The sequence below is a fragment of the Paraflavitalea devenefica genome (assembly GCF_011759375.1).
Taxonomy (GTDB): Bacteria; Bacteroidota; Bacteroidia; order Chitinophagales; family Chitinophagaceae; genus Paraflavitalea; species Paraflavitalea devenefica.
This window is the reverse complement of sequence record NZ_JAARML010000001.1, coordinates 1,028,471-1,054,021: the sequence shown is the minus strand read 5'-3', so window position 1 is coordinate 1,054,021 and position 25,551 is coordinate 1,028,471. Positions and strand designations below refer to the sequence as shown.

Annotated in this window: 20 protein-coding genes; 14 read left to right on the top strand and 6 right to left on the bottom strand. The window is 47.2% G+C overall.

Features of this window, described 5'->3' with window-relative positions:
• Nucleotides 1-28: 28 nt before the first annotated feature.
• From HB364_RS04210 to HB364_RS04180, 7 genes are all read left to right on the top strand, one after another.
• On the top strand, nt 29-2,497 hold the full coding sequence (locus HB364_RS04210; protein ID WP_167286635.1) for a sensor histidine kinase: 2,469 nt from the start codon (nt 29-31) through the stop codon (nt 2,495-2,497).
• 20 nt (nt 2,498-2,517) lie between these two features.
• Nucleotides 2,518-3,159 carry a response regulator gene (locus tag HB364_RS04205; RefSeq protein ID WP_167286634.1) on the top strand — a complete coding sequence of 214 codons (642 nt, stop codon included), beginning with the start codon at nt 2,518-2,520 and terminating at the stop codon, nt 3,157-3,159.
• Nucleotides 3,160-3,545: 386 nt separating this feature from the next.
• A complete protein-coding gene (locus HB364_RS04200; RefSeq protein ID WP_167286633.1) occupies nt 3,546-5,393 on the top strand; it encodes an amidophosphoribosyltransferase in 1,848 nt (615 codons plus the stop codon).
• Nucleotides 5,394-5,905: 512 nt separating this feature from the next.
• Entirely contained in the window at nt 5,906-6,541 is a 636-nt protein-coding gene (locus HB364_RS04195; RefSeq protein ID WP_167286632.1) for a response regulator, read from the top strand.
• Between the two features lie 230 nt (nt 6,542-6,771).
• Nucleotides 6,772-7,269: a SixA phosphatase family protein gene (locus HB364_RS04190; protein WP_167286631.1), complete on the top strand. Its 498-nt coding sequence runs from the start codon at nt 6,772-6,774 to the stop codon at nt 7,267-7,269.
• Between the two features lie 287 nt (nt 7,270-7,556).
• A complete protein-coding gene (locus tag HB364_RS04185; protein ID WP_167286630.1) occupies nt 7,557-9,002 on the top strand; it encodes a T9SS type A sorting domain-containing protein in 1,446 nt (481 codons plus the stop codon).
• A 179-nt stretch (nt 9,003-9,181) separates the two neighbouring features.
• Nucleotides 9,182-10,519 carry a T9SS type A sorting domain-containing protein gene (locus tag HB364_RS04180; RefSeq protein WP_167286629.1) on the top strand — a complete coding sequence of 446 codons (1,338 nt, stop codon included), beginning with the start codon at nt 9,182-9,184 and terminating at the stop codon, nt 10,517-10,519.
• 109 nt (nt 10,520-10,628) lie between these two features.
• On the opposite strand, the gene HB364_RS33475 is transcribed toward HB364_RS04180, so the two are convergent.
• Nucleotides 10,629-11,753 carry a UDP-N-acetylglucosamine--N-acetylmuramyl-(pentapeptide) pyrophosphoryl-undecaprenol N-acetylglucosamine transferase gene (locus tag HB364_RS33475; protein ID WP_167286628.1) on the bottom strand — a complete coding sequence of 375 codons (1,125 nt, stop codon included), beginning with the start codon at nt 11,751-11,753 and terminating at the stop codon, nt 10,629-10,631.
• Between the two features lie 209 nt (nt 11,754-11,962).
• On the opposite strand from HB364_RS33475, the gene HB364_RS04170 reads away from it, so the two are divergent.
• Nucleotides 11,963-12,211, top strand: a complete 249-nt coding sequence (locus HB364_RS04170) for a hypothetical protein (RefSeq protein ID WP_167286627.1) — start codon at nt 11,963-11,965, stop codon at nt 12,209-12,211.
• Between the two features lie 84 nt (nt 12,212-12,295).
• On the opposite strand, the gene HB364_RS04165 is transcribed toward HB364_RS04170, so the two are convergent.
• The 4 genes from HB364_RS04165 to HB364_RS04150 all read right to left on the bottom strand — a co-directional run bounded on the left by HB364_RS04165 (nt 12,296) and on the right by HB364_RS04150 (nt 16,455).
• Nucleotides 12,296-13,552 (bottom strand): pyridoxal phosphate-dependent aminotransferase, encoded by a 1,257-nt coding sequence (locus HB364_RS04165; protein ID WP_167286626.1) that lies wholly within the window; start codon nt 13,550-13,552, stop codon nt 12,296-12,298.
• A 119-nt stretch (nt 13,553-13,671) separates the two neighbouring features.
• Nucleotides 13,672-14,958 carry a hypothetical protein gene (locus HB364_RS04160; RefSeq protein ID WP_167286625.1) on the bottom strand — a complete coding sequence of 429 codons (1,287 nt, stop codon included), beginning with the start codon at nt 14,956-14,958 and terminating at the stop codon, nt 13,672-13,674.
• Between the two features lie 16 nt (nt 14,959-14,974).
• Nucleotides 14,975-15,715, bottom strand: a complete 741-nt coding sequence (locus HB364_RS04155; RefSeq protein ID WP_167286624.1) for a class I SAM-dependent methyltransferase — start codon at nt 15,713-15,715, stop codon at nt 14,975-14,977.
• Nucleotides 15,715-16,455 (bottom strand): glycosyltransferase family 2 protein, encoded by a 741-nt coding sequence (locus HB364_RS04150; protein ID WP_167286623.1) that lies wholly within the window; start codon nt 16,453-16,455, stop codon nt 15,715-15,717. Before HB364_RS04150 ends, HB364_RS04155 begins: the two co-directional genes overlap by 1 nt.
• Nucleotides 16,456-16,891: 436 nt before the next feature.
• Between HB364_RS04150 and HB364_RS04145 the strand changes: the two genes are divergently transcribed.
• From HB364_RS04145 to HB364_RS04130, 4 genes are all read left to right on the top strand, one after another.
• Nucleotides 16,892-17,542: a YceI family protein gene (locus tag HB364_RS04145; RefSeq protein WP_167286622.1), complete on the top strand. Its 651-nt coding sequence runs from the start codon at nt 16,892-16,894 to the stop codon at nt 17,540-17,542.
• A gap of 190 nt (nt 17,543-17,732) precedes the next feature.
• Complete coding sequence (locus HB364_RS04140) at nt 17,733-19,172, top strand: thioredoxin-like domain-containing protein (protein WP_167286621.1); 1,440 nt, start codon at nt 17,733-17,735, stop codon at nt 19,170-19,172.
• Between the two features lie 7 nt (nt 19,173-19,179).
• Nucleotides 19,180-21,126, top strand: a complete 1,947-nt coding sequence (locus tag HB364_RS04135; protein WP_167286620.1) for a peptidylprolyl isomerase — start codon at nt 19,180-19,182, stop codon at nt 21,124-21,126.
• A gap of 54 nt (nt 21,127-21,180) precedes the next feature.
• Complete coding sequence (locus HB364_RS04130; protein ID WP_167286619.1) at nt 21,181-21,870, top strand: porin family protein; 690 nt, start codon at nt 21,181-21,183, stop codon at nt 21,868-21,870.
• 78 nt (nt 21,871-21,948) lie between these two features.
• On the opposite strand, the gene metF is transcribed toward HB364_RS04130, so the two are convergent.
• Nucleotides 21,949-22,902: a methylenetetrahydrofolate reductase [NAD(P)H] gene (metF, locus tag HB364_RS04125; RefSeq protein ID WP_167286618.1), complete on the bottom strand. Its 954-nt coding sequence runs from the start codon at nt 22,900-22,902 to the stop codon at nt 21,949-21,951.
• A gap of 172 nt (nt 22,903-23,074) precedes the next feature.
• On the opposite strand from metF, the gene lptB reads away from it, so the two are divergent.
• Together lptB and HB364_RS04115 are read left to right on the top strand one after the other, a co-directional pair.
• Nucleotides 23,075-23,881: an LPS export ABC transporter ATP-binding protein gene (gene lptB / locus HB364_RS04120; RefSeq protein ID WP_317170671.1), complete on the top strand. Its 807-nt coding sequence runs from the start codon at nt 23,075-23,077 to the stop codon at nt 23,879-23,881.
• A 48-nt stretch (nt 23,882-23,929) separates the two neighbouring features.
• Nucleotides 23,930-25,441: a GH3 auxin-responsive promoter family protein gene (locus tag HB364_RS04115; protein WP_317170670.1), complete on the top strand. Its 1,512-nt coding sequence runs from the start codon at nt 23,930-23,932 to the stop codon at nt 25,439-25,441.
• Nucleotides 25,442-25,551: the final 110 nt, after the last annotated feature.

The following is a 25,551-nucleotide window of genomic DNA, read 5'->3' as shown; positions in this document are numbered from 1 at the left end:
GTATGGTTCAATGGTATTGCTAACCATAATGCTACAGCAGACTACAAAATCCGGGCACATTGAAGGACACACCTTCTGTCTGCAGACCGATGCGCAGGGTTATACATCATCTGCTTCACCAGGCATTATGCCGGTTACCGGGAAAAATGCAAATGAACAACTGGACGATCTTTTTATAGAAGCGCCTGTGTCATCGTCAATAGAAATATGCTCGCCTTTTGCTGATATGGCTGCCATGGTCCGCATCGTTGATGAGCGGGACCAGCTTCTCTGTGTAAATAAAAGTTGGAGCCGTTATACCGGTCTTGGCAGGGAAGAGCTGCTGGCCGAAGGATGGCCGGCCATCATTCATCCGGATGACATGCCTGGCGCCATCGAAAAATACCAGGAGCAAATACAACAGCAGGAACCCATTACCATAGAATACCGGTTAAGGAACAACGTTGGTGAATACCAATGGGTAAGAGATACCGGAATACCCCGGTTTACTGAGCAGGGTGTTTTTCAGGGATACATCATCACCACTACCAACATTCATTCCCGGAAAATAGCCGTTGAAAAAACCTTCCTGCAAATGCAGGCAGTGAACAACGTTTCTGATGCCATCATATCTACCGATCTTCAATTCACCGTCACTGTTTTTAACAAAGCAGCCGAAAATATCTATGGCATTCCGGCTTCCCGGATACTGGGCCATCCCATACGCGACTTCATAGACCATAAATACCCGGAATGTACACGGGAAGAAGCTTTAAAAGAACTATACCTGAAAGATGCCTGGGAAGGTCTTGCTTATTTTGACCGTGCTGATGGGAAACGGATCTACATGCGTTGCTCCCTTGCATTTGTAAAAGACCATGATGGCAGGCGGGTAGGTATTGCCGGTATTCACCGGGATATCACCACCTTGCGGGAAGCGGAAATAGCACGGTATAAACAGGAACAACTGTTGCGGCTCGAAAAACAGGTACTGGAAATGAATGCCCTGCCCGGCATTTCCCTCAAAACCATAACAGATTACTTCCTGGAAGGCCTGGAATGCTTCTTCCCCGGCATGTTGTGCTCTGTAATAACTGTAAATCCGGATCACGGTGGTCTTGATCACCTCTCGGCTCCCAGTATACCGGCAGAATATACCACCATCATCCGCAACCTGAAACCAGGCCCTTCCGTGGGCTCTTGTGGTACAGCCATCTGGCGTAAGCAACCCGTCATTTCATCCGATATAAGCCAGGACCCCCTTTGGGAAGACTACCGCTCTGTGGCCGATAAATTTGGTCTTAAAGCCTGTTGGTCCTTTCCTATTCTCAACGGTCAGCAGGAAGTGGTAGCCACCATTGCCGCCTACTACAAATATCCAAAAACGCCCGGCGCAGAAGAGCCAGCCATTCTTGAAAGGGTGGGTAACCTGCTGCGCATCATCATAGAAAATAAAAATGCGGAAGCCCGCATCCGGATAAGTCATGAACGGTACCTGCTCGTAACCCGGGTTACCAATGATGCGATATGGGACTGGGATGTATTGAACAATGGCAGCATGCACCTGGGCGAAGGCTTCTATACGCTTTTCGGTTACCGGCCCGGTTACATCCAGCAATCCGCCGGCTTTTGGGAGTCCTGCATCCATCCCGACGACCGTGAACGTGTCGTAACAAGATTAGAGCAATTTATTAATAGCAATAAATCAAGGACATGGGAAGATGAATACCGGTTCAGAAAAGCAAATGGAGAATATGCACTTGTTCATGATCGTGGGTTCCTTATTTTTGACCACGAAGGGAAAATAAACCGCATGATAGGCTCCATGCAGAACATCACGGAGAAAAAAGAACTGGAAAAGCAACTGTTAAAACAGGAACTCGACAAACAAAAGTCCATCGCACAGGCTGTCGTCAATGCACAGGAAAAAGAGCGGGCTGATATTGGCAAGGAGTTGCATGATAATGTAAACCAGATCCTTACCACTGCCAAGCTATACCTCGAAATGGCGAAGCATGAAGAAACTGAAACAACCGAGCTCATTAACCGTTGTTCAGATAACATTAGCGATGCCATCAATGAAATTCGCAGCATCTCCCGGTCTCTCGTGCCAGCCAGTATTGGCGACCTGGGATTGATCGTATCCATACAGGACCTCGTTGAAAACATCAATGCCACCAAGCAACTGGAAATGGAATTTCGCCACCGGGGCGATATTGATGCAACGATAGATGAAAAAAGAAAGCTCATGCTTTTCCGGATCATCCAGGAGCAGGTCAACAACGTACTCAAACATGCCAGCGCAGCCAGGGCGCTTATTGAACTGGCCGTAGACCCGCGTACCATTGATCTTACCATCCGGGATAATGGAAAGGGCTTTGAACCCGAAAAGGTCAAAGCCAAAAAAGGGGTGGGCCTGTCAAACATTGCCAGCCGGGCGCAACTGTTCAATGGAAAGGTCAACATCATCACAGCGCCCGGGGAGGGATGCACACTTAATATCAACGTTCCGCTATAATTGCAAAAAACACCTTTACTATGGAAAAGATCAGTGTACTTATTGCCGATGACCACAAGCTAATCAGAGAAACCTGGAGTTACATCTTAAACAATGATCCCCGCTTTGTAGTCGTGGCAGAATGTGGTGATTCTGAAGAAGCTGTAGAACATGCCAAAAACAAAAAGCCGCAAATCGTGCTCATGGATATCAACATAGCTCCTATATCAGGTTTTGAAGCCACGGAAAAAATCAGGAAACTCTCACCGGGATCAAAAGTAATTGGCATCTCCATGCATTCCCAGCCCGCTTATGCCAAGAAAATGCTGCAAATAGGAGCCCGTGGCTATGTTACCAAAAACTCCTCCAAAGATGAAATGATCGAAGCCATCCTCTCCGTCCATAGCGGTAATAAATACATCTGCGATGAGATCAAGAACAACATTTCCGAGCTTGTGCTGGATGAAAAGCAGGAAATGCCCAACGTCAATGCCCTCACTGGCCGGGAGATTGAGATCATCAACCTCATTAAGGAAGGCCAATCCTCCAAAGAAATAGCTACCATCTTAAAAATCTCTCTTAAAACAGTAGAGGTCCATCGCCACAACATCCTTAAAAAGCTCAAACTTAAAAATGCCGCTTCGCTCGTAAACTACATCAATAGCCTGGCTACCAGCCTGTAAATCATTGAAATCAGTGGCTTTTCATACGTCAGATTGTCCGCTCGGGGCTGACACCTAAGGGTATCCCTGTAAATAATTCTGAAAAAACTCCATAGATCATTGAAAAACAATGGTCCATTTAGTTACGCATTGACCGAAATCAAACATCTTGCACCGAAATCCAATACCTGTTATGGCCGTGACCCCAGACCCTGAACAGCAGCCGATTCTATGAAAAAAAGAAGATCCAATCCTTTTGAAAAAACCACCCCCAAGTTCCTATGAAAACTGGGGGCTTTTTTTTACGCTTTGTTAATCTTGCAGTATTCTGCTACCTCCCGTCATAAAGCACCTACCAAAAACCACAAACTATTCCTACCTTTGCGCCTCTTAATCGGGAGTAATCCATGAGTGATGAAATAAAACATGAATGCGGATTGGCATTCATACGTTTACGCAAGCCGTTCTCCTATTATCAGCAACAATACGGTACAGTAATGTGGGGCCTTAATAAGCTGTACCTGCTCATGGAAAAGCAGCACAACCGCGGCCAGGATGGCGCCGGTGTAGCAGCGGTTAAACTCAACGTGGAGCCTGGCTATCCCTTCCTGAACCGTATACGCAGCAATGCGAACCAGCCGATAGCAGACATATTTACCAAGATCAACAATGAAGTAAAGGAACTGGAACAATACCAGCCCGATCTGCTCAGGCATCCCGGGCTCATGAAAGGACATATCTCCTTCATTGGTGAACTATTGCTGGGACACCTGCGCTATGGCACCCAGGGGAAAAACAATGTAGAATTCTGTCATCCCTTCATCAAGCGCAATACCATCCCCGCCCATAACCTGGCGTTGGCGGGTAACTTCAACCTGGTCAATACCGACGAGCTTTTTGCGCTTATCAATGTGGAGCCCGGCGATTTTCAGAAGCAAAGCGACCTGGCAGCCATGATGGAGGTCATCCATCATTTTGCCGTAAAGGCCGATGAAGAAGCGCCCGGCAACCTCGATGTACTTAAAATATTACGCAAGGCCGTTCCTTTATTCGATGGGGGCTTCACGGTGGGTGGCCTCATTGGCAATGGCGATTCCTTTGTATTCAGGGATGCCAATGGCATTCGTCCCGCCTATTACTATATAGATGATGACGTTATAGTAGCCGCTTCTGAACGTTCGGCCATCCGTACCGTATTCAACGTAGGAGAAAATGAGGTGCAGGAACTAATGCCCGGTATGGGATTGATCGTGAAGGCCGACGGTAACATTATTGTCGACCAGATCCTTCAGCCCAAAGAACGCCGCGCCTGTAGCTTTGAGCGGATCTACTTCTCCCGTGGCAGCGATGAAAAGATCTACCGCGAAAGGAATGCACTCGGATACAACCTCAGCGACCAGATCCTCAGCGCAGTCAATCATGACCTGAAAAATACCATCTTCTCATTCATTCCCAATACCGCTGAAGTAGCCTTTTACGGGCTGCAAAAGGGGCTCGATGATTACCTCAAAAAAGTAAAGATCCAGCGCATCTTATCCTGGGGCAAAGACATTACGGAAGAGAAATTGTCAGAAATGATCAACCGTAAAGTACGGGTGGAGAAAATTGCCATCAAGGATGTGAAAATGCGCACCTTCATCACAGCCGATACCAGCCGGAATGAAATGGTGCAGCACGTATATGACATCACCTACGGGACAGTGGAAAAGGGGAAAGATACGCTCGTGGTCATTGATGATTCCATCGTTCGCGGTACCACACTCAAGGAAAGTATTGTACGCATGCTGGCGCGGCTGGAACCCAAAAAAATCATCGTTGTGTCTTCTGCCCCGCAAATACGGTATCCGGATTGCTATGGCATAGACATGAGCAAGCTGGGCGATTTCATCGCCTTCAGGGCCGCCATTGAGCTCATGAAAGACAAAGGCAAGGAAAACTGCCTGCAGGAGGTCTATGAAAAGTGCAAAGAGCTGCAGCGCCTGGACCAGTTGCATACGGAAAACCTGGTTCGCCTGGTGTATAAACCCTTTACTACCGAAGAGATCTCTGATAAAATAGCACAGCTCATTACGCCCAAAGGGCTTACCATTCCGGTACAGGTCATTTTCCAGACCATTGAATCCCTGCACCGGGCTTGCCCTACCAATACGGGCGATTGGTACTTTACCGGCAATTACCCCACACCCGGCGGTAACAGGGTAGTTAATAAAGCCTTCATCAACTTCATGGAAGGTAAAAACGTCAGGGGATACTAATCATTGCTGCAAAAATAATCTCAACTTCCCTTTGGTACAAAACCTGAGATTATTTGTTATAATATAAAAGGATAAGGTTTAATGGTTAACGTATTTGATTAGTGTCGCCCTGCTTTTCCAAGCGGGGCGTTTTTATCCCCGTATCCGGTCAAATAATACAGGCTTTAAGCCTACACCAAGCCCGCTCATTACCAGTCTTCCGTACCGGTTTAGCCAATTAGCAGCACTCCATCATGGCCTCACTGGAAAGAAGTCTATAAGAATCTTTACTGGATTTTTAATCAATATTTCATTTCTCCGGATAAAATGAAATTGATAAATTCAAAAAAAAATCCTAATATCATAGTCACGGACGATGGCATAAGTTTTATTCTGTAGAGGAAGGCTTGTTTACGATGGTAAGGCATAAGCAATTAGTAGCACCCGCAGTAAAGGAAAAACAGTTGGCAACTGTTTCTAAGCCATGGTGTGCCATTGCTTACTCAATTATACCATAGTAAAAAGAATGTCTTATGAGCAAAATTTCCATCCTGATCGTTGACGATCATACGCTTATCCGTGAAACATGGTCCTTTCTCTTAGGCCGGAATGAAGGGTTTGAAGTAATTGCTGAAGTGGGCGACGGTCAGCGGGCAATAGAGATCGCACGCGACAAACGCCCGAACATCATACTCCTGGACATCAACATGTCGCCCCTCAATGGTTTCGACATCCTGAAAATGATCCGCAAGCTCGCGCCTGGATCCAAAGTCATCGCGGTTTCCATGCACTCGCAGCCTTCTTACGCCAAGAAAATGCTGCGAATGGGAGCACGTGGCTACGTCACTAAAAACTCACCCCGCCAGGAAATGCTGGATGCGATCAAAGAAGTGTACAACGGGCAGATCTACGTTTGCCAGGAAGTAAAAAACATCATTTCTGTACAAATGCTCGGGGAAGATGAGAGCCTGCCCGGCCTCAATCAGCTTTCTGAAAGGGAAATTGAAGTCATCAACCTCATCAGGGATGGCCTTTCGTCCAAAGAAATTGCTGCCCGGCTCAACATAGCCATCAAAACAGTGGAAGTTCACCGGCACAACATCCTCAAAAAGCTGAAAGTGAAAAATACAGCTTCACTCATAAACTACATTAACGCCAGCGGATTGTAGCTATAAATGGAGTGGTAAAGTATTGAAAAAAGCAAAAATATTTTTGCAAACCACTGCTATTGAGTCAAAAATACCCACTTCTGGCAAAGATTTTGCTTATAAAAACCTGCCGACCGTTTAGCTTCCTATGGGGAACCACCACTAAAACAGGCCTGTTTATTATTGTCTGATTCCTTTGATTGAAACTTATTAAGTACTTTAAGGGGGAGTATTCCCCCTTAAATTTTTTTATGAAGCACCTATTGTTAGTCCGGCATGCTAAAAGCAGTTGGGATGATCCCTCCCAATCGGATTTTGATCGTCCGCTTAACGAGCGTGGTAAACAGGATGCCCCCCAAATGGCCCGCCGATTGTTGACCAAATCCATCGACATTGATGCCTTCCTGTCCAGTCCTGCCAAACGGGCCCGTAAAACAGCCGCCCTTTTTGCTGCAGAATACAACCAGGATAAAGAAAACATCCTCCTCATTTCCGAGCTATACCATGCTTCTCCGGCCAACTTCTTCCAGGTAATTGCCCGGGCACCCGATACAGCCAACACCATTGCTGTCTTTTCACACAATCCCGGTATCACAGAATTTGTAAACCTGCTTACTGAAGTGCGCATTGATGACATGCCTACCTGTGCCATCTTTGGTGTACAGATTGCTACGCAAAACTGGGCACAGTTTCAGGAAGCATCCAAAACCTTCTGGTTCTTTGATTATCCCAAATCTTTATCTGTATAGAAATCATCAACCTAAAAAAATCTCCGGTACCTTTACCGCAAAATCACTGCACAAGAGTAGACCAATAACTGGTGGCATGATTTTTACTGTTATAAACGACAGTTATTATAGCTGACCACTTTACTTCGTACCCCGAAAAGACTAATACCTCCGCTTACCACACCAATTCAATCTTCCTTTGAAGGCTCCACCTTCCAATATCAGTCGGCTGGTACCACCTGATTTATTGCCCTAAAAGAATGAATATGCTTAACCGGCTACCCGCTATTAGGCAAAGAATAGTCTGTTTGGCCATTCTTTGCACACTCGGTTATCATGCCGCACCACAATGCACTCCGGTTAACCTGGAGAGGATCACCTTGCCTGCTGCTGAGTGGATAGGGAGTGGCTTCATTAAGGGTTTCTTACGATTACTACCCGCCGATTACAGCACCAATCCCACTAAAAAATATCCCGTAATCATCTACTTCCACGGCTTGCAGGCCATTGGTGATGGCTCGCAGGACCAACTCTGTGAAATCATCGGTGATGGCTCTACTGCACTGCCCGGCAATATTGAAAATGGTATCTATCCCACTATTACCACAGTAGGCGGGCAATCTTATTCCTTCATCGTTTTAATGCCGCAGTATTCACAATATCAATCCCCATTTAACTATGGTGATGCAATAGATGACTTTATTGACTATGCGCTGGCGAATTACCGGATTGATCCTTCCAGGATATATATGACGGGCATGAGCAGCGGGGCCAATCTTTCCATAGATTATGTGGGCAGCAGCTTGCCGCATGCACAGCGTGTGGCTGCAGTGGCCCTGAGCTCACTATGTTATGAAGTATCATTACGTCCCCAGGGACCGGCCAACATTGCTGCCGCAGGCCTGGCTACCTGGTTCGTTCATTGCTCGATCGATAATCCCTGTGTGGTGAGCATACCAGACGATTGGGTAAACCAGATCAACAGCCACAGCGGTGCCGTGGCGCCCCGCTATACAAGGCTGCCGCCTCCACTTCCGCCGGCACAACAGCCCTGGCCTTTTCCGCTGGAACAACAACTACTATACTGCCGTCCTTTTAATCACGACACCTGGCTGGCTCTTTACTATCCGGGCTTCAGGCCGCCAACCGGCACCGGGGCCAATCTTTATGAATGGTTCTTATCAAACAGCCTGGAGGTGCTGCCTGTAAGGCTCAAACAATTCTCCGTACGGTATGCCAATGAAAAAATGTACCTGCAATGGATCACTGCTTCCGAAAACGATAATGCTTCCTTCATTATAGAACGTGCCGGCCAGGATGGCCGGTTCACCACCCTTGCCACCATCCCGGGTAAAGGCACCAGCACCCTTGAAAACCTATACACTTTCACCGATGAGCAACCGCTGGCGCAGATCAGTTATTACCGGCTCGTACAGGTAGACCTGGATGGGGATAAACAATACCTGAGTACTAAAAAAATGCTGAATCCACAGAAAAATAAAGGCCGGCTTGTCATACTCACCTCAAATCCTTTTATCAATGACCTCTCCTTGTTTGTCAATACAGATAAAGCACAAAAAATTTCATGCCGGGTTACAGACCTGAACGGAAGAAAAGTAGCAGGTATAGATGGGGTGTACCAACAGGGTACCACAGAGATCAACCTGTCTACCGCACATCTTCCCAAAGGTATCTACCTGTTAACAGCCATTGGCGAGCTGCGTACCGAATCTTACAAAATCGTTAAGCAATAACATTCAACTGACATCCTGTAATAATTCAAAAACCTGTAAAAAAGTCCCGCTTTATGCTTTGGTTAAACCGCTCTGCTATCAACAGAACCTTGTGTTTCTTTGTCCTTTCCTTGCTCATCATTGGTAATATCGTTCAGGCCCAGGATTATTGTCCTGCGTGGCCAGGGCTAAATACTGCCATGAAGCAAAAAAAAGTAAGTAATGTCAACATTCCAGGTACTAATAATATACACGGATACCTGGAAAAGCTACCCGATGATTATAACAGCACTACTAAAAAATATCCGCTGTTAATATTCATTCATGGAGTAGACCAGGGTGGACCAGGAACTGATTCTTCCTTGTGCAAGCTTTTAGGGGAGTGGTGGTGGACGCCTTCATCGTTGTCCGAACGAGCCTCAAATCCGGTATTCCCCGCCTCTGTGCTCGATCAGTTTGGACAGATACAGAAATATATCGTGATAACCCCTCAAATGGTGAATTGGCAGGATGTTAATGGTACCGTTAATGCACTCATCACTCACCTGCTTGGTAAATACCGTGCTGATCCTGCACGGGTGTACCTTACCGGCCTAAGCGCCGGAGGCAACTATGTTCATGATTACGCTACATACAGCTTGGCAAATGCAAAGCGTATTGCAGCGCTCATTCCTGTTGCTCCCTGTAATACAATATCGGCGCAGGGTGCAAAATTTATTGCTGATGCCGATCTTGCTTACTGGGGTATACAATGCAGTATAGATGACCGGTGCGCTGGCACCAATGTAATGAATGCAGCAAACCTCATCAATAGCCAGAATCCCGCACCTACCCCCCTGGCATACCACACTACCTTTGCACCAGCGGATTGCCCCCAGAATGAACATGAAGTATGGGGTATAGCGTATAATCCGGCATTCAGACAAACAATAAACGGTCGTAGTGTAAACGTGTACGAATGGGCCGTGCAATATAGCCGTTCTGCACTCTTACCGGTGGCATTGGAAAACTATACCGTAATACTCCGGGATGGAAAAGTACACGTACGCTGGACTACCTCTTCAGAAAGCAACAATGCCCGCTTCAACATCGAGCGTTCTGCCGATGGCAAGCAATTCATTGACATTGCCACCATTCCTGCAGTGGGCAATGCAAGCGGTAAAGCTTATGAATGGATAGACGAACGCCCGCTGGCCAACCTCAGCTACTACCGTCTCACGCAAACAGATCTTAACGATCATACGGAGAAATTCCAGATCAGGAAAATACTCAACCGTTCTGTATCGGACCGTGCCATCATCGTGGCGCCCAACCCGTTCACTACTGAGCTTACGGCTTACATCAACGTGCCGCAAACACAGCTCGTAACCATAAACGTGGCCGATATCAGTGGACGTGTGCTCAAAACCGTCAGTGGGAAATATGCCGAAGGCGCTGCGGAAATAACGGTCAGCACTACAGAACTGCCCAAAGGAATTTACTTCCTGAAAGTAAAAGGAGAGAGCTTTACACAAACACAGAAAGTCATCAAACAATAATCAATACTTGCTTTGTCATTATAAACCCGCCATACGTCCTTGCTATATCAGCAGGCAAAACGGGTGAGAAATCTGCCTGCGACGCAAAGGCATATCGAAGCAAACGTATTCACAATTCACGGTGACTAATCCCCGCCACAAACGTCGCCAGTACCGGCTTATAAGCTTCCATACTGGCGGCGTTTGCTATTTCATAAGGAAAACCATCCGCTTCAGCCAGCGCCTTGCCAAGCACAAATCCTCTTTGCGGCGTCGTATAAGCCCAGGACTGTTTTTGTAAATAATGGGCCAGGTATTCCTGTTCTGCCTGTCCCGGTGTAGGTACAAGGATCGTTTTCTTATGCAGCTTCAGCAGGTCCATCACGGTAGTATAACCGCAGCGGCTGATCACCAGTGTAGCCGGGCAGATCAGTGTATGCAGTACAGCGGCAGGAGCATGGTTCAGCAGCGTACAATTTTCCGGAGCTGCCGGTAAGGCGGTCGCCAGAGGAAGCCCCCGCACAATTGTCACACGACCCTTATAATCCTTTACTTGTTGTAACAGCAATGCTTCAAAAATACTGCGCTGTGGTTCGGGGCCCGACAGGATAATCAATAATCCGCCCGCTTCCGTATTGCCGGTGCAGGGGGTAAACCTCGACAGTCCGCCGATATACGCAACCGGGACAGCAGGCATCCGGGCAGGGTGCGATAGCTCGCCGGCCAGGGAAGGGTTGCCTGCTTTATCCGGGACCCAACAGGTGGTAAAGCGCTCAATACGCCGGTAATTCCATCGCCGGGCCACCAGGTCGGCAAAGCTGCCCAATCCTGTTTTAATGCCCAATTGATGGGTCATAAAAACAGTAGGGATGCCGGTCGTGTACAGCCCAAAGCGGTTGTCGGAAATAAGGGCATCAACCGGCCGGCTCGTTAAAAAATGCCGCAGCCAGCGCTTTTCCTGCTTGATTTTCATCAAAATTTTAAGCGACTGAAGTACCAGCCTGGCAAAAGTTATCCACCGGGTTTGTCCGTATCGGATATCATAGCCAGCCAAATGGGTATAGGGGATGGTGGGGAACTCTTGTTGTAATAATTCCTTTTGTGTTGAATTACAAGCGATAATGACATCGCAGCCCAGGTTTATAAGCTCCCTGATCAGGGGAATACAGCGGGTAGTATGGCCCAGGCCCCAGTCCAGCGGCGCGATCAGCACTAAGGGTTTACGCGTAAAATTGTTAAAATTTACAAATGCCACCGGACTTAAATAATAATTTTGTGTGTAAAATAGTTTAATTTAGTAAAGCACAGTATGAAGAAGATTAAATATCAATTGGTTTTGTTGGTCATTGTTGTGAGCTTGGTAATGACGGCCTGTAGTTCTGGTAGAGGTATGGGAGGCTCGTCAAAAAAATGTGGCTGTGGCCTTAACAAAGGATTTGTTGGTTATTAATATCCTGATAGAAAATGAAAACGCCCAATCGCGATCTGCTTGTCCTGATGAAAGACGAAGGTCTTGACAAGGATGCTATGGAAAATGAACTGGAACAATTAAACCAGTTATTACTGTATTTTGAGACCATGGATAACTTCTGCATGGCCCATGAAGTATTTGATATGAACAGATACAGGATCATTCACCAGCCCCCTATCATTCAGAAAATCATCAATCAGCCCGAACTGAAGCCGTTCGTTTTCATTTGTAATAAGAACTAAAATATCGTCCCCCGACATAATTGAAAAAAGATGACTGAATAAGTCATCTTTTTTTATTGCGGATACAGAACAATAGAAAATCGTTTAGACCAGCTTCCCCAACGCCCTTCTCAACTGCTCAATCATGGCCGGTATCTCTTCCACCTTACAGGTACCCACACTCAGGCGATACCAGGGCGAACTGCGGTCTGCACCAAAAGCATAGAATGGCACAATAGCCAGCTTCGCTTCATTCAGCAGGTAAGCGGTTACATCACTTTGGTCTTTTAATAAACTGCCATCTGCGGTTGTTTTACCGGCCAGGTCAATCTTAATGGTCAGGTAAATAGCTGCCTGCGGAGTGATCGCATCTACGGCAAACCCTTCCTGCTTCAGTTGTTGAAAGCCATCATAAATACCGCGCAGCCGGGCTTCCACAGCAGCCTTGAAATTTCGCAGGTAGGCATCAATATCCTCCTGCATATACAGGTACTTCGCCACCGCTTTTTGCTCAGCATTAGGCGCCCAGGCGCCCACATGGCTCAGGATAGCCTTCATCTTATCCATAATGATCCGCGGACCAAAAGCCCAGCCTACCCGTACGCCTGTAGCGGCAAACACCTTGCTGATGGCATCAATATAAATAGTGTACTCCCGCATTGCCGGGCGCAGATTCACCGGGTCATAATGTTCAATATCTCCAAAAGTCAGTTGCCAGTACATCTGGTCATACATCACATACAACTTCTTCTCCGTGGCACTGCGGCGGGTATTCTCTTCCAGTACCATGTCGCAGATCGCTTCCAGGTCGGCCTTCGTAAAAGTAGTGCCGGTCGGGTTTTGGGGCGAACACAAGGCCAGCAGGGTCGCGCCGGTAAGATGGGGGCGGATATGTTCCACCGTAGGCATAAAATTATTTTCTGCCGTGGCTTCCACCACTACGTGCTGTGCGCCTACAAAATGGGTATAATGATTATTATTCCAGGAAGGTACCGCATAAATCACCTTGTCCCCGGCATCACATACGGCCCGGAACAGGGAATAGATCAGCGGGCGGCCACCCGATGCCACCAGTATCTCCGGTAAGGAATAAGTCAGGTTTTCCCGGGTCTGGAGGAAAGCGGCAATCGCTTCCCGCAGATCGGTATTGCCTTCACCCAGCGGATAATTCGTAAAATGTTTTCGGTAAGCAGTAACTATCTCGTCTTCGAGTGCTTGTGGGATGGGGAAAATGGAAGGATCAAAATCTCCTACTGTAAAATTATAAATCTTTTCTCCCTGGCTGATCTTTTCGCGGATCTCTCCGCCTAATTTCACGATCTCCGAACCGATAAGCGTTTCGGACAAATGGCTAAGTTTCATGCGGCAAAAATACAGAAACCACCCCGAACTCCCCGGACACATGTCCTAAGTATAAGCTATTACGTCGTTACCTTTTTCCCTTCGGTTGCCTCAATGCCTTTTTGCCTCGATGCCTTTCCTCAATCATACCGCTTCAAAATATTTAGCACTCCCGCATCCACATGCGTGGCGGTATCACTCTGCGGCTTGCCGAAAAACTTCGTCTCGTACTCATTCCGGTATACCCCATTGGCCTGCTTTTGTGCAAAACGTTCCTTATCCAGTCCTACATACAATGAATAGCCCGCCGCAAAAACACCCAATGCCAGGTAGAAGGCCAGATACAGCCGGCTGACCCCTTTCAGCCAGGGCCTGCTGTTAAACGGCGTCTGTAAAACGGCCACTACCATCAAAGGAAGAATAGGCACCCAGAAGCGGGGATCATAATAGGGCCAGTTCATAATAATCACGAAATAGAACAGCAGGTATAGCCTGATATACAGAGGAAGGCGGCTGCGCTTCGAAAGTGTATTATACAGCAGCCACCCAAAAAATACAATACCCAGTGCCACAAACAGCCCTTTACCGATAGAGCCGGGCAGATAACCCATCAGCTTGCTGGAGGGCATATTCAGGAATACCTCCGTCAGCTCGGAAAAATGCTCCTTGAAATTCTCAATAAAGAAATTACCACTACCCTTTTCAAAGTGATCGTTGAGTGATTTCGTATAATCGGTGATCTTCAGCCTGCTGGCCGATAATACAAGCAATGCAATACCCGCCACCGCTGCCACCAGTACCAGCAGCTTATGTTTTTCATAAACATGCTTCAGTCTGTCGCGGTACTGCCATATCACCCCCAATACCAGTGCCGGCAACAGGGAAATGCCTACGGTGCGTGTCAGTATCGTTACAATACAGAACACGAAAGCCAACGCCAGGTGCAGAAAACGGTGCTGTTTCGTAAATAGGTGAAAGCAATACAGGCTCAGGCAGGAAAAGAAAATATACTGCATCTCTGAAAGCGGATGCGTAACAAACTTGATCATCGTCCAGTTAAACAGGGCCAGTACAGCAAACACAAAAGGATGGATCTGTCCTTTGAATATCTGATATACAAAAAACAGCCCGCCAAAAACATACAGGCAGTTAACAAACGTGATCATGAAAGCATTCAGGATGCCCAGCTTGGAGAGTCCTATCAGCAAACCGGTATAACCGTAGGGCAAAAAATCAGTGTCGGCGAAGGAGCCTGGAGTGCAGCCATACTCAATACAATCCTTAATATTATAATAACGGATAGAATCGAAATGGATATGCAGGGGAGTAAAACATCCTGCCAGGTATACCAATGCCATGGCAAACATGGCCAGCTTAAAAATACGTGGAAGGCCGGCGTTTTGCGGGTAAAGAGAAGGTTGCACCATATATACACTTGTGTTATTAGGGCTTACGGCCAACTGCGATAACGGATAATCCGACAGTACGGAAAGTCACTACATCTACCAGTTTAACAATAGGCATTAGCTTATCAAAAGCCTGCAACTGTCCGGCAGGAATAAGGCGTTTCTTACGCACACGGCCATTCAGGAACCAGCCAAGCATCCCCGTTGTATTAAAATACTGCTTATGGATCACCTTAAAACCGGCTTTCTCTTCTACAGCAATCAACGTTTTTTTCGTATAACGCCTGAAATGCCCCAGCTCCTCATCAAACACATTATACAGCGCCTGGAAGGCTGGCACCAGGATCACTGCATGTCCACCCGGTTTCAGCATTTGATAACAGTTTTCCAGTGCCTTCTGGTGGTCTTCAATATGCTCCACCACGTTCAACGCTACCACTGTATCGAATTGACCGACCAACTGGGGATATTTTTGAGCGAAATCAGGAAGCACAAGGTCAACAGAGCATACATCCTTCAAGTTGGAATGATGACCCAGTTGTTGTTTCAGATAAGCGATATACTCCTGGCGCAGATCACTGGCTGTAAGTTGGAAACCCTCTTCCAGGAAGAGCCGGGAAATATTTCCAATGCCGCTGCCTACTTCAAAAACATGGCCTTTGCAATGGGGGCGTATCGTATCAAACATCCAACGGTTAAAACGGGTAGCTGCGGCCAGCCGTTCTAAAGTTTGCAAACCCATGGGGTCTGTTTCCTGTAAATGTTCTGCTAAGTTCATCACTTAAAAAGGTTATATTTTAAGATACAATAAATCGCCCGGAAACCATCTTTCCAGTTAATCTTCTTTCCCTCGGCATAAGTACGTCCGTAATAGGAAATACTTACCTCATAAATCCGGATATCCTTTACACGGGCGATCTTGGCGGTTACTTCGGGTTCAAAGCCAAAGCGCTTCTCCTGCAACTTGATTGCCTGGATGATCGGCGTACGGAACATCTTATAACATGTTTCCATATCCGTCAGGTTCAGGTTGGTGAACATATTTGAAGCCATCGTCAGCATCTTATTGCCGATCGAGTGCCAGAAAAACAAAATGCGGTGCGGGTTGCCACCCAGGAAGCGGGAGCCGAAAACTACATCCGCATGCCCGCGCAACACCGGCTTGATCAGCTCATTATACTCTTCCGGGTCATATTCCAGGTCGGCATCCTGGATCACCGTAAAATCACCCGTTGCCTTGGAAATACCGGTATGCAGGGCCGCACCCTTGCCCTGGTTAAACTCATGTTTATAATACTTAATATCCATCGCAGGATGCTCATCTATATACTTACGGATCGCTTCCTCCGTATTATCCTTCGAGAAGTCATTAACAATAATAATCTCCTTTTGGATATTATTGACAAGCTGTACCTCCTTGATCCGGTCCAGGATTAAGTGAATAGTAGGCCCTTCATTATAGGCCGGGATCACAATAGAAAGCTTGTTGAATGGATGCATCTGGGTTGAAACGTTCATTGTTTTAAGGTTATACGGTCAATTGTCATCGTAACAGGGAACCGGTAATAAAATGGCAGGAATATTGGGTGAAGGTTGCGCACAATTTAGCTATTCACAGGCCGAATTAGGGCGCAACTTAATAATAACATGGCTTTTATGCAAGGTTTTGATTTTAAATATTCCCAATATGACAGGCAAATCCACTGCGTTTGGGTAAAATACGCCGGATATTGATAATGATAATATATTATTGGAAGGATACCGGGAATCAGAGGCTGGCTATAATCAAAAAGCCAGAAGGCGCGTAAAAATAATAAACAAAATCCACCGGTACCAGTAAATCCGCAAATATCTCTCCCGCCTGCAAAACCCCGGAATATTTTTTGTCGTATACCATCCGGACAGCCATTATTCCTACCTTTATTAAGGTTCAAACACTAAACACCCTTGGATTATGAAAAAACTATTCCTTGCCGCCGCTGTAATAATAGCTTCTGGCATCGTTCTCGTAGCTTATCGTCCTGCTCAACCTGCAAAGGGCCAGGCGCCCCTTACCGGTGAACCCGCCTCCGGGAAATTTGCCGGTAAATGGACCATTGACAAAGCGCACTCCAACGTAAAATTTACCGTCACCCACATGGTCGTATCGGAAGTAGACGGTTCTTTTAAGAACTTTGAAGGGACCCTCGAGCACACCAAAGCCGACTATTCAGATGCCAAAATCAACTTCACAGTAGACGTAAATTCGGTCGATACCGACAACGAGAACAGGGATAAACACCTGAAAAGTGCTGATTTCTTCGATGCAGAAAAATATCCGCAGATGAAATTTGAAAGCACCGCCTTCAAGCCATTGGGCGATAACAAATACAAACTGGAAGGCAACCTGACCATCAAGGATGTGACCAAACCGGTGAGCTTTGATGTCACCTATGGCGGTACCATCAATACGCAACGGGGCGCGAAAGCTGGTTTTAAAGCCAAAACCACTGTCAACCGTTTCGACTATAACCTCAAATGGGACCGTGCCACAGAAGCCGGGGGCCTCGTCGTGAGCAAAGAAGTACACATCACCATCAATGCCGAACTCAACGAAGTAAAATAATTCATCATCTCAAAAGGTGGGTCGCCCTTCCCGGGCGGCTCACCTTTTTATGAACTTCTCAGCAGCGTCTCCCAACGGGGACGCTGCGTCTTTTGTGCCACGAAATATCCACCCCGAAATCCCGTTTTAGTATATTCATTGAATTACCAACTTTTGCCTTTATTTTGAATAAATTTAGTGCCTCAAGACCATGAAGAAAATAGTATCCCTTGCCTCTTTATCAGTGCTCGTACTCCTGGCGCAGGCCCAAACAGGCTACAACATCAACATTACCCTAAAGCCCTATAAGAACAGCTACATCTACCTCGGCTACCATTATGGCAAAATGAAAGCCCTGGCCGACTCCGTACTGCTCGATCAAAACAGTACCGGCACCTTCAAAGGAAAGCAGGCCCTGCCCGGAGGCATCTACTTCATCGTGTCGCCCCGGAAAGAGATCCTGTTCGAACTGCTCCTGGACAAACAGCAAAACTTTTCCATCAAAGCCGATAGTGCCGGCCTGCCCAATAGCGTTGTCTTTACCGGCTCTGCCGATAATACGGCCTTCCAGAACTATACAAAATTTGCCAATACCACCGGCATGGCCATCAATAAAGCCAATATAGCCTATGCGGGAGCCCGGAATGCGAAGGATTCTGCTGCCATAACAGCAGAGATAAAAGCCCTGGCCGATAAAATGCAGCAGCACCGGGATAGCATCATCAAAAAACAACCTCATTCCATCCTTACGGCCCTTTTTGAGGCCATGAAAGAGCCGGTAGTGCCCCCCGCTGCCAAACATCCCAAAGGCAAATACGATACTGCCTTTGCGTTCCACTACTACAAATCCCACTTCTGGGATGGCGTTTCCTTTACCGATGAAAGACTCATCAGGACACCCTTCTTTGAATCCAAGCTCATCAAATACTATAAAGACCTCGTATCCCCCAATCCCGACTCCATCAACAAGGAAGTAGACCACATGCTGCTCTACTCCAGGAGCAATAAAGAAATGTTTAAATTCCTGCTGGTGCACTTTGTACAGAAATACATCAGTCCCGAATACATGGGGCAGGATGCTGTATTTGTACACCTCTTTGAGAAATACATCAACAACGGTCAGGCCGACTTCTTTACAGCGCAATACAAAGACCACATGACCAAGAGGGCCTACAGCCTTATGGCCAACCTCATTGGCCAGCCTGCCGCCAATATGGAAATGGTGGATAGCCTCGATAAGCCCCTGCCACTCTATAGCATACAAAGCGATATGATCGTCCTCTGTTTCTGGGACCCCACCTGCAGCCATTGTAAGGAAGTGGTGCCCAAAGTAGATTCCATCTACAATGCAAAATGGAAAAAACAGGGGATCACCGTATATGGTGTAATGGTGGATGGTGGTAAAGAAACCTGGCTGCAGTTCATCCGTGAAAAGGGGCTCAAAAACTGGTTACATGTATATCAGTTGCCTTCACAGCAGCAGGTCGAAGCCAGTGCCGGTAAGGCAGGTTTCCGGCAGCTATACGATGTGTATCAAACGCCTGTTCTCTACTTGCTCGATAAAGACAAACGTATAGTTGCCAAAAAGCTCAACTATCAGCAATTAGATGAAGTCATAAACCTTAAACTAAAAACATCAAAATCCAACTGATCAGCTTATGTCTTTCCTGCGAAAAATAATAACCGCATCAGTATTTACGGGTTGCCTGGCCACTACCCATGCCCAAACCTTATTTACCTATGGGACCAGGCCCGTTTCCAAGGAAGAATTTCTCAAAGCCTATAATAAGAACAATACAGAGACCACACCTTCTGATCAATCCTACCGCGAATACCTGGACCTGTACATCCGGTTTAAGATCAAAGTGCAGGCCGCGCTGGATGCAAAACTGGATACCCTGCCCAATCAGCAAGCAGAATTGGCTGCCTTCCGCAGTCAGGTAGTGGAAAGCTACATGAATGACGAGGCCAGCATCAATGTACTGATAGATGAGGCAATAGACCGCAGTGCAAAAGACATTCACATTGCCCACATCTTCGTGGCGGCGGGCGCTTCCGCAACGGCCGAGCAGGCAAAACAGGCCCTGCAGAAAATCAATGCGGCGCATGCGCAGCTACAAAAGGGTGACGACTTTGAAAAAACAGCCCTCGCTTATTCAGAAGATCCCTCCGTGAAAACCAATAAAGGCGACCTTGGCTTCATCACCGCGCTGGTGCTGCCTTATGAAATGGAAAACCTTGTCTACAATACGCCGGCTGGCAGGTTTACAGCACCCCTGCGTGGTAAAAATGGCTTTCACATCTTTAAAGTCCTCGGTGAGCGCAAAGCAATCGGTAAGATCAAAGCCGCGCAGATACTCATTGCCTTTACGCCCGATGCTGCCGATAGCCAGAAGCAGGAAGCTGCTAAAAAGGCCGATTCATTATACAATGCCTTACAACACGGCAGCGATTTCAAACAACTGGCCGCCCTCTTCAGTGGTGATAACCTTACCTTTCAGAACGGCGGTGAAATGATGCTCTTTGGCGTGGGCCGCTACACGCCTGCTTTTGAAAATGCCGCCTTTGCATTGGCCAAAGATGGCGATATATCCCGGCCGGTATTAACCGAATTTGGTTACCACATCATCAAACGTTTACAACGCCTGCCTGTTCAGGATGATAAGACCAGCAAGCAATTACGGGAAGACATAAAACAGCAGATACTGCAAAGTGACCGGATGGAAGTGTCAAAAAAAGTGCTCTACAAAAAGATCCTCCAGTCAACAGGGTATAAAAAATTGCCGGTAAATGAAAAAAGCCTGTGGCTGCTAACGGAAAACGTGATTGCCAATAAAACAGCGCCCATGCCTGCCGGACTTACCGCCAATACGCCGTTATTTGTTATTGGCAAACAAACCTTCCGGGTAAAAGAGTGGCAGTCTTACCTCGAATCCATAAGGGGCTTTGAGGACCTGCGTGCAGGAAAAAGCCAGGCACAATTGCTCGATCAGTTCATTGAAATATCCGCCTTCGACTACTACCGCAACAACCTCGAAACCTATAACAAGGACTTCGCTTACCAGGTCAATGAATTTAAAGAAGGCAACCTCCTCTTCGAGATCATGCAGCGCAATATATGGGATAAGGCTTCTGTAGACAGCATCGGATTAAAGAAGCATTATGAAGCGCATAAAAACAACTATTGGTGGGAAGCCAGTGCCGATGCCATCATCCTCACCGCTGCTACCGAAGCGGCAGCCAATGAAGCAAAGAAAAAATTAGAGGCCAACTACAAAGAGTGGAAAAAACTACTGGAATCAGGGGATGGCGCCATTCAGGCCGACTCTGGCCGTTTCGAGCTGGGGCAGATACCTGTGCTGGAGCGAACCAACTTTCAGCCGGCGCTCATCACCGCACCTGTAAAAAATGAAACCGACAACAGCCTCACCTTTGCCTATATCATCAAAGTGTACAGGGAACGGGAACCCCGTGACTTTGCCGATGCCCGCGGCTTCGTCATTAATGATTACCAGGCCCACCTCGAAAACTTGTGGATAGCAGCATTAAAAAAGAAATACCCTGTAAAGATCAACGAAACAGTAGTAAAAAGCCTGCCGCATTAAACCTTCTCAATCCAGGCAGGTCAAAGTATCGTTTATATTTATAAATAGATGCTTATGAAATCACTAATCTGTATTCTGTTAAGCTGTTTGGTAGCATTTACGGCTACTGCACAAAAAGGAAGTGTTTACCTGAAAGGTGGATTGAATATTGCCAATATTTCCACTACCGATGATGGCGAAATAAACGATGCCAATGCCTTGGCCAGTTTTCATGTTGGCTTCATGGGCGATCTGCCCGTTGGAAAATTCTTTGCCATACAACCCGGCCTGTTGCTTACCGGAAAGGGCGCCAAAGTACAAAGCGGCACCCCTGATGATCCCACTTATTACAAAGCCACTACCAATCCTATCTATGTGGAACTGCCGGTAAATGCCGTCATTAAATTCCCCTTGGCCGGCGGGTCAAGCCTTTATGCCGGGGCCGGTGGTTATGTGGCCATGGGTATTGCCGGTAAAAGAAAAATTGAGGGAAAATTCCTGGGCACCAGCTTTAGCAGCAAGGAGAACATTGAGTTCAGCAATGATGACCCCACTACCTTTGATGAGGATGAAGGCGCGGGATTAGGCGTCATGAAACGGTTCGATTATGGCCTTAACTTCACGGGAGGGTTTCAGTTAGACAAAGTACTGCTTTCCGTAAACTATGGCCTGGGGTTGGCCAAATTGCAATCAGGCGCCGACAGTGAAGACAATAACAGGAATAAACACCGTGTACTAAGCCTTTCCATTGGCTTTAAACTATAAAACTACACAGGGGATTTAAACACAAATGGTGGGTCGCTTTAAAAACGACCCACCATTTGCATTATATAAAACATCTTTCTAAACAAGTTCCTTCACTGCATTCCATATCACTTTGGGCTTGCCCAGTGTATAATAATGCAATACGGGTACGTTTGCCGCCTTCAACTCCTTCGACTGCAGCAGTAACCACTCCGTCCCGATCTGCTCCACATCGGCATCTGTTTTAGCCTTCATGATCTCATTGCTCAGGTCGGTAGGAATATCCACGTGGAAAGTCCGTGGTATTACACTCAGTTGCTTCTTATTCGTGATCGGTTTCAGGCCCGGGATAATAGGGATCTCAATACCGGCTTCCCGGCAACGTTTTACAAACTCAAAATACTTCTGGTTATCAAAGAACATCTGGGTTACCACATACTCAGCGCCCGCATCCACCTTGGCTTTCAGGTACTGCAGGTCGCTCTGTAAATTGGGGGCTTCAAAATGCTTCTCGGGGTAGCCTGCCACGCCAATGCAGAACTTCGTGCGAAAGCCATCCCGGATATCTTCTTCCAGGTAAATGCCGTTATTCAGGTTAAGTACCTGTTTCAGCAGGTCCAGGGCATAGCGGTTTCCCGCTGGTTCCGGTTCAAATACTGTTTCATTCTTGGCGGCATCCCCCCGCAGTACCAGCACATTGTCCACGCCAATAAAATTCAGGTCAATCAGGGCATCCTCGGTTTCCCGTTTATTAAAGCCGCCGCAGATCAGGTGGGGTACCGCATCCACCTTATAATGGTTCATAATCGCTGCGCAAATACCTACCGTTCCCGGCCGTTTACGTACCTCTACCTTATCGAAAGTGCCGTCGGCTTTCTTCTTGAATACATGTTCACTACGGTGATAGGTAACATTAATAAACGACGGCTTGAACTCCATCAAGGGGTCCAGGTGGTCAAAAATCGAATTGATTGTCTTGCCCTTCAGCGGGGGTAATATTTCAAACGAGATGAGCGGCTTATTGGCCTGCCTGATATGATCAATTACTTTCATGAATACTTATTATCACTATATATCTTCAAAATAGCGTGCAAACATACTCAACGAATCCCGTATGGCAAATACCTGTCATACAGTCTCTTTAACATTATTTTGTTACTAATCCGGCTTTTCGGGCAACCCGAATCAATTACTTCCGGTATTTTTGTTCCAAACGTAACAACGCGTGATCAGTGAAATTCATACCCGGGACCTGGTTAAAATCTATCGTAACCGTACTGTTGTAAACCATGTATCTGTGAGCGTAAAGCAGGGTGAGATCGTGGGATTGCTGGGGCCCAATGGCGCCGGTAAAACGACCTCCTTCTACATGGTCGTAGGCCTCATCAAACCCGATGAGGGACAAGTATTTCTGGATCAGGAAGAGATCACCCGCCTCCCCATGTACAAAAGGGCGCAAATGGGCATTGGCTACCTGCCCCAGGAAGCCTCTGTATTCCGTAAGCTTACCGTGGAAGAGAACATCATGGCTGTACTGGAAATGACCAAACTCAAAAAGGCCCAGCAGAAAGAAAAGCTCGAAGCCCTGCTCGATGAATTTCGCCTGCACCACGTACGTAAAAACAATGGCGATAGCCTGAGCGGGGGAGAAAGGCGCAGAACAGAAATTGCCCGGGCATTGGCGGTAGACCCCAAATTCATCCTGCTCGATGAGCCTTTTGCCGGTGTGGACCCCATTGCGGTAGAAGACATTCAAACCGTCGTAGCCCGCCTCAAATACAGGAACATCGGTATCCTCATCACCGACCACAACGTAAACGAAACCCTTTCCATCTGCGACCGGGCCTACCTGCTCATAGATGGTAAAATATTCAAACATGGTACTGCCGAGGAGCTGGCAGCCGATGAACAGGTGCGGCGTTTATACCTCGGCCGTAACTTCGAGCTCAAACGCAAAGACTACCTCCATGAAGAAGCCATGAAGGGAGAACGAAGCATCTCAGCGCTGAGCGAAAGGGAAGGATTGGAATAAGTCATTTGCTTCCCTTAACTGTCATTATTATTCTTTATTTTGCTGCCGGTGAAACTACTCTCGCCTGCCATATCATCATTGGCCCGCATGCGGCTATGGCGCATTGAAGGTTGGAAAAACAATCCTGCCGATGCGCAGCGGGAGGTATTACAGGACCTCGTTACCTCTGCACAGAATACCGAATTTGGCCGCAAATACCACTTTTCAGAACTATTCAACATCCGGTCATTTAAGCAAACAGTGCCTATTCATGAATATGAGGACATGAAGCCTTATATCCAGCGCACCATGAAAGGCGAGCAGAACATAATATGGAATACCCCTGTCTATTGGTTTGCCAAAAGCAGCGGTACCACCAGTGATAAAAGCAAATTCATACCGGTTACCGACGAAAGCCTGGAAGACTGCCACTACAAAGCAGCCAAAGACGTGCTCACCTTCTACTATCAGTTCAATCCCGATTCCGACCTGCTCACGGGTAAGGGACTGGTATTGGGAGGCAGCCATACCATCAATCCCCTCAATCAGGAAGCGCAATACGGCGACCTCAGTGCTGTATTGCTGCAAAACTCTCCTTTCTGGGGGCATTGGCTGCGCACGCCCGACCTCAGCATAGCGCTCATGGATGAGTGGGAAAGTAAAATTGAATTGCTGGCCCAGAGCACCATCAAAGAAAACGTAACCTCCATATCTGGTGTGCCTACCTGGACACTCGTCCTCTTTCGCCGCATACTGGAGATCACCGGTAAAAGTTGTGTGGCCGAAGTATGGCCCCACCTGGAACTGTACATGCACGGCGGTGTATCCTTTACGCCTTACAAAGAACAGTTTCAGAAACTCATCGGCAAGCCCATTCATTACCTCGAAATGTACAATGCCAGCGAAGGGTTCTTTGCGGCGCAGGACGTACCCGGTGAAGAGGGCATGTTGCTGTTTGTAGATCATGGCATCTTCATGGAATTCATGCCCATTGAGGAATATGGCAAGCCACATCCGCAAACCATTGGCCTGGGTGAAGTGGAGCTGGGGAAAAACTATGCGCTCGTTATCAGCACCAATGGCGGTTTATGGCGGTACCTCGTGGGCGATACCATCCAGTTTACTTCCTTAACGCCTTTCAAAATAAAAGTAAGCGGCCGTCTCAAACATTACATCAATGCCTTTGGCGAGGAAGTCATCGTTGACAATACCGATAAGGCTGTAGCCATTGCCTGTGAAAAAACGGGGGCGGTAGTCAATGACTATACCGCGGCGCCTGTTTACTTTAGTGAAGGCAGCAATGGCGCCCATGAGTGGCTCGTGGAATTTGAGAAAGAGCCCGACAACATGGAGAACTTTATTGCTACCCTCGATACGGCCCTCAAAAACATCAACAGTGATTATGAGGCCAAGCGCCATAAAGACATTGCCCTGCGCATGCCCTTACTGCGTTCCCTCCGGAAGGGCATCTTCAACACCTGGCTCAAGAGCAAGGGCAAACTGGGCGGCCAGCACAAAGTGCCCCGCTTAAGCAATGACCGCAAACACCTCGAAGAAATACTGGCCATCGCCACGCAGTAATAATATTGTCACCCTGAGTCCCGCGAAGCGGGATAAACTTTGTCGAAGGGTACTGCCGAAGGCTGCTAACAGCTAAAGGCTAAAACCTAACAGCTATCTTCCCGGCATTC

What these genes read in the sequence shown, in the direction of transcription:
- HB364_RS04140 (WP_167286621.1), top strand. Translation starts at nt 17,733, where the DNA reads ATGAAGAAAATAGTATCCCTTGCCTCTTTATCAGTGCTCGTACTCCTG.
- HB364_RS04145 (WP_167286622.1), top strand. Translation starts at nt 16,892, where the DNA reads ATGAAAAAACTATTCCTTGCCGCCGCTGTAATAATAGCTTCTGGCATC.
- HB364_RS04205 (WP_167286634.1), top strand. Translation starts at nt 2,518, where the DNA reads ATGGAAAAGATCAGTGTACTTATTGCCGATGACCACAAGCTAATCAGA.
- HB364_RS04150 (WP_167286623.1), bottom strand. Translation starts at nt 16,455, where the DNA reads ATGAACGTTTCAACCCAGATGCATCCATTCAACAAGCTTTCTATTGTG.
- HB364_RS04200 (WP_167286633.1), top strand. Translation starts at nt 3,546, where the DNA reads ATGAGTGATGAAATAAAACATGAATGCGGATTGGCATTCATACGTTTA.
- HB364_RS04135 (WP_167286620.1), top strand. Translation starts at nt 19,180, where the DNA reads ATGTCTTTCCTGCGAAAAATAATAACCGCATCAGTATTTACGGGTTGC.
- HB364_RS04195 (WP_167286632.1), top strand. Translation starts at nt 5,906, where the DNA reads ATGAGCAAAATTTCCATCCTGATCGTTGACGATCATACGCTTATCCGT.
- HB364_RS04130 (WP_167286619.1), top strand. Translation starts at nt 21,181, where the DNA reads ATGAAATCACTAATCTGTATTCTGTTAAGCTGTTTGGTAGCATTTACG.
- HB364_RS04160 (WP_167286625.1), bottom strand. Translation starts at nt 14,958, where the DNA reads ATGGTGCAACCTTCTCTTTACCCGCAAAACGCCGGCCTTCCACGTATT.
- HB364_RS04210 (WP_167286635.1), top strand. Translation starts at nt 29, where the DNA reads ATGCTACAGCAGACTACAAAATCCGGGCACATTGAAGGACACACCTTC.
- metF (WP_167286618.1), bottom strand. Translation starts at nt 22,902, where the DNA reads ATGAAAGTAATTGATCATATCAGGCAGGCCAATAAGCCGCTCATCTCG.
- HB364_RS04180 (WP_167286629.1), top strand. Translation starts at nt 9,182, where the DNA reads ATGAAGCAAAAAAAAGTAAGTAATGTCAACATTCCAGGTACTAATAAT.
- HB364_RS04165 (WP_167286626.1), bottom strand. Translation starts at nt 13,552, where the DNA reads ATGAAACTTAGCCATTTGTCCGAAACGCTTATCGGTTCGGAGATCGTG.
- HB364_RS04190 (WP_167286631.1), top strand. Translation starts at nt 6,772, where the DNA reads ATGAAGCACCTATTGTTAGTCCGGCATGCTAAAAGCAGTTGGGATGAT.
- HB364_RS04170 (WP_167286627.1), top strand. Translation starts at nt 11,963, where the DNA reads ATGAAAACGCCCAATCGCGATCTGCTTGTCCTGATGAAAGACGAAGGT.
- HB364_RS04155 (WP_167286624.1), bottom strand. Translation starts at nt 15,715, where the DNA reads ATGAACTTAGCAGAACATTTACAGGAAACAGACCCCATGGGTTTGCAA.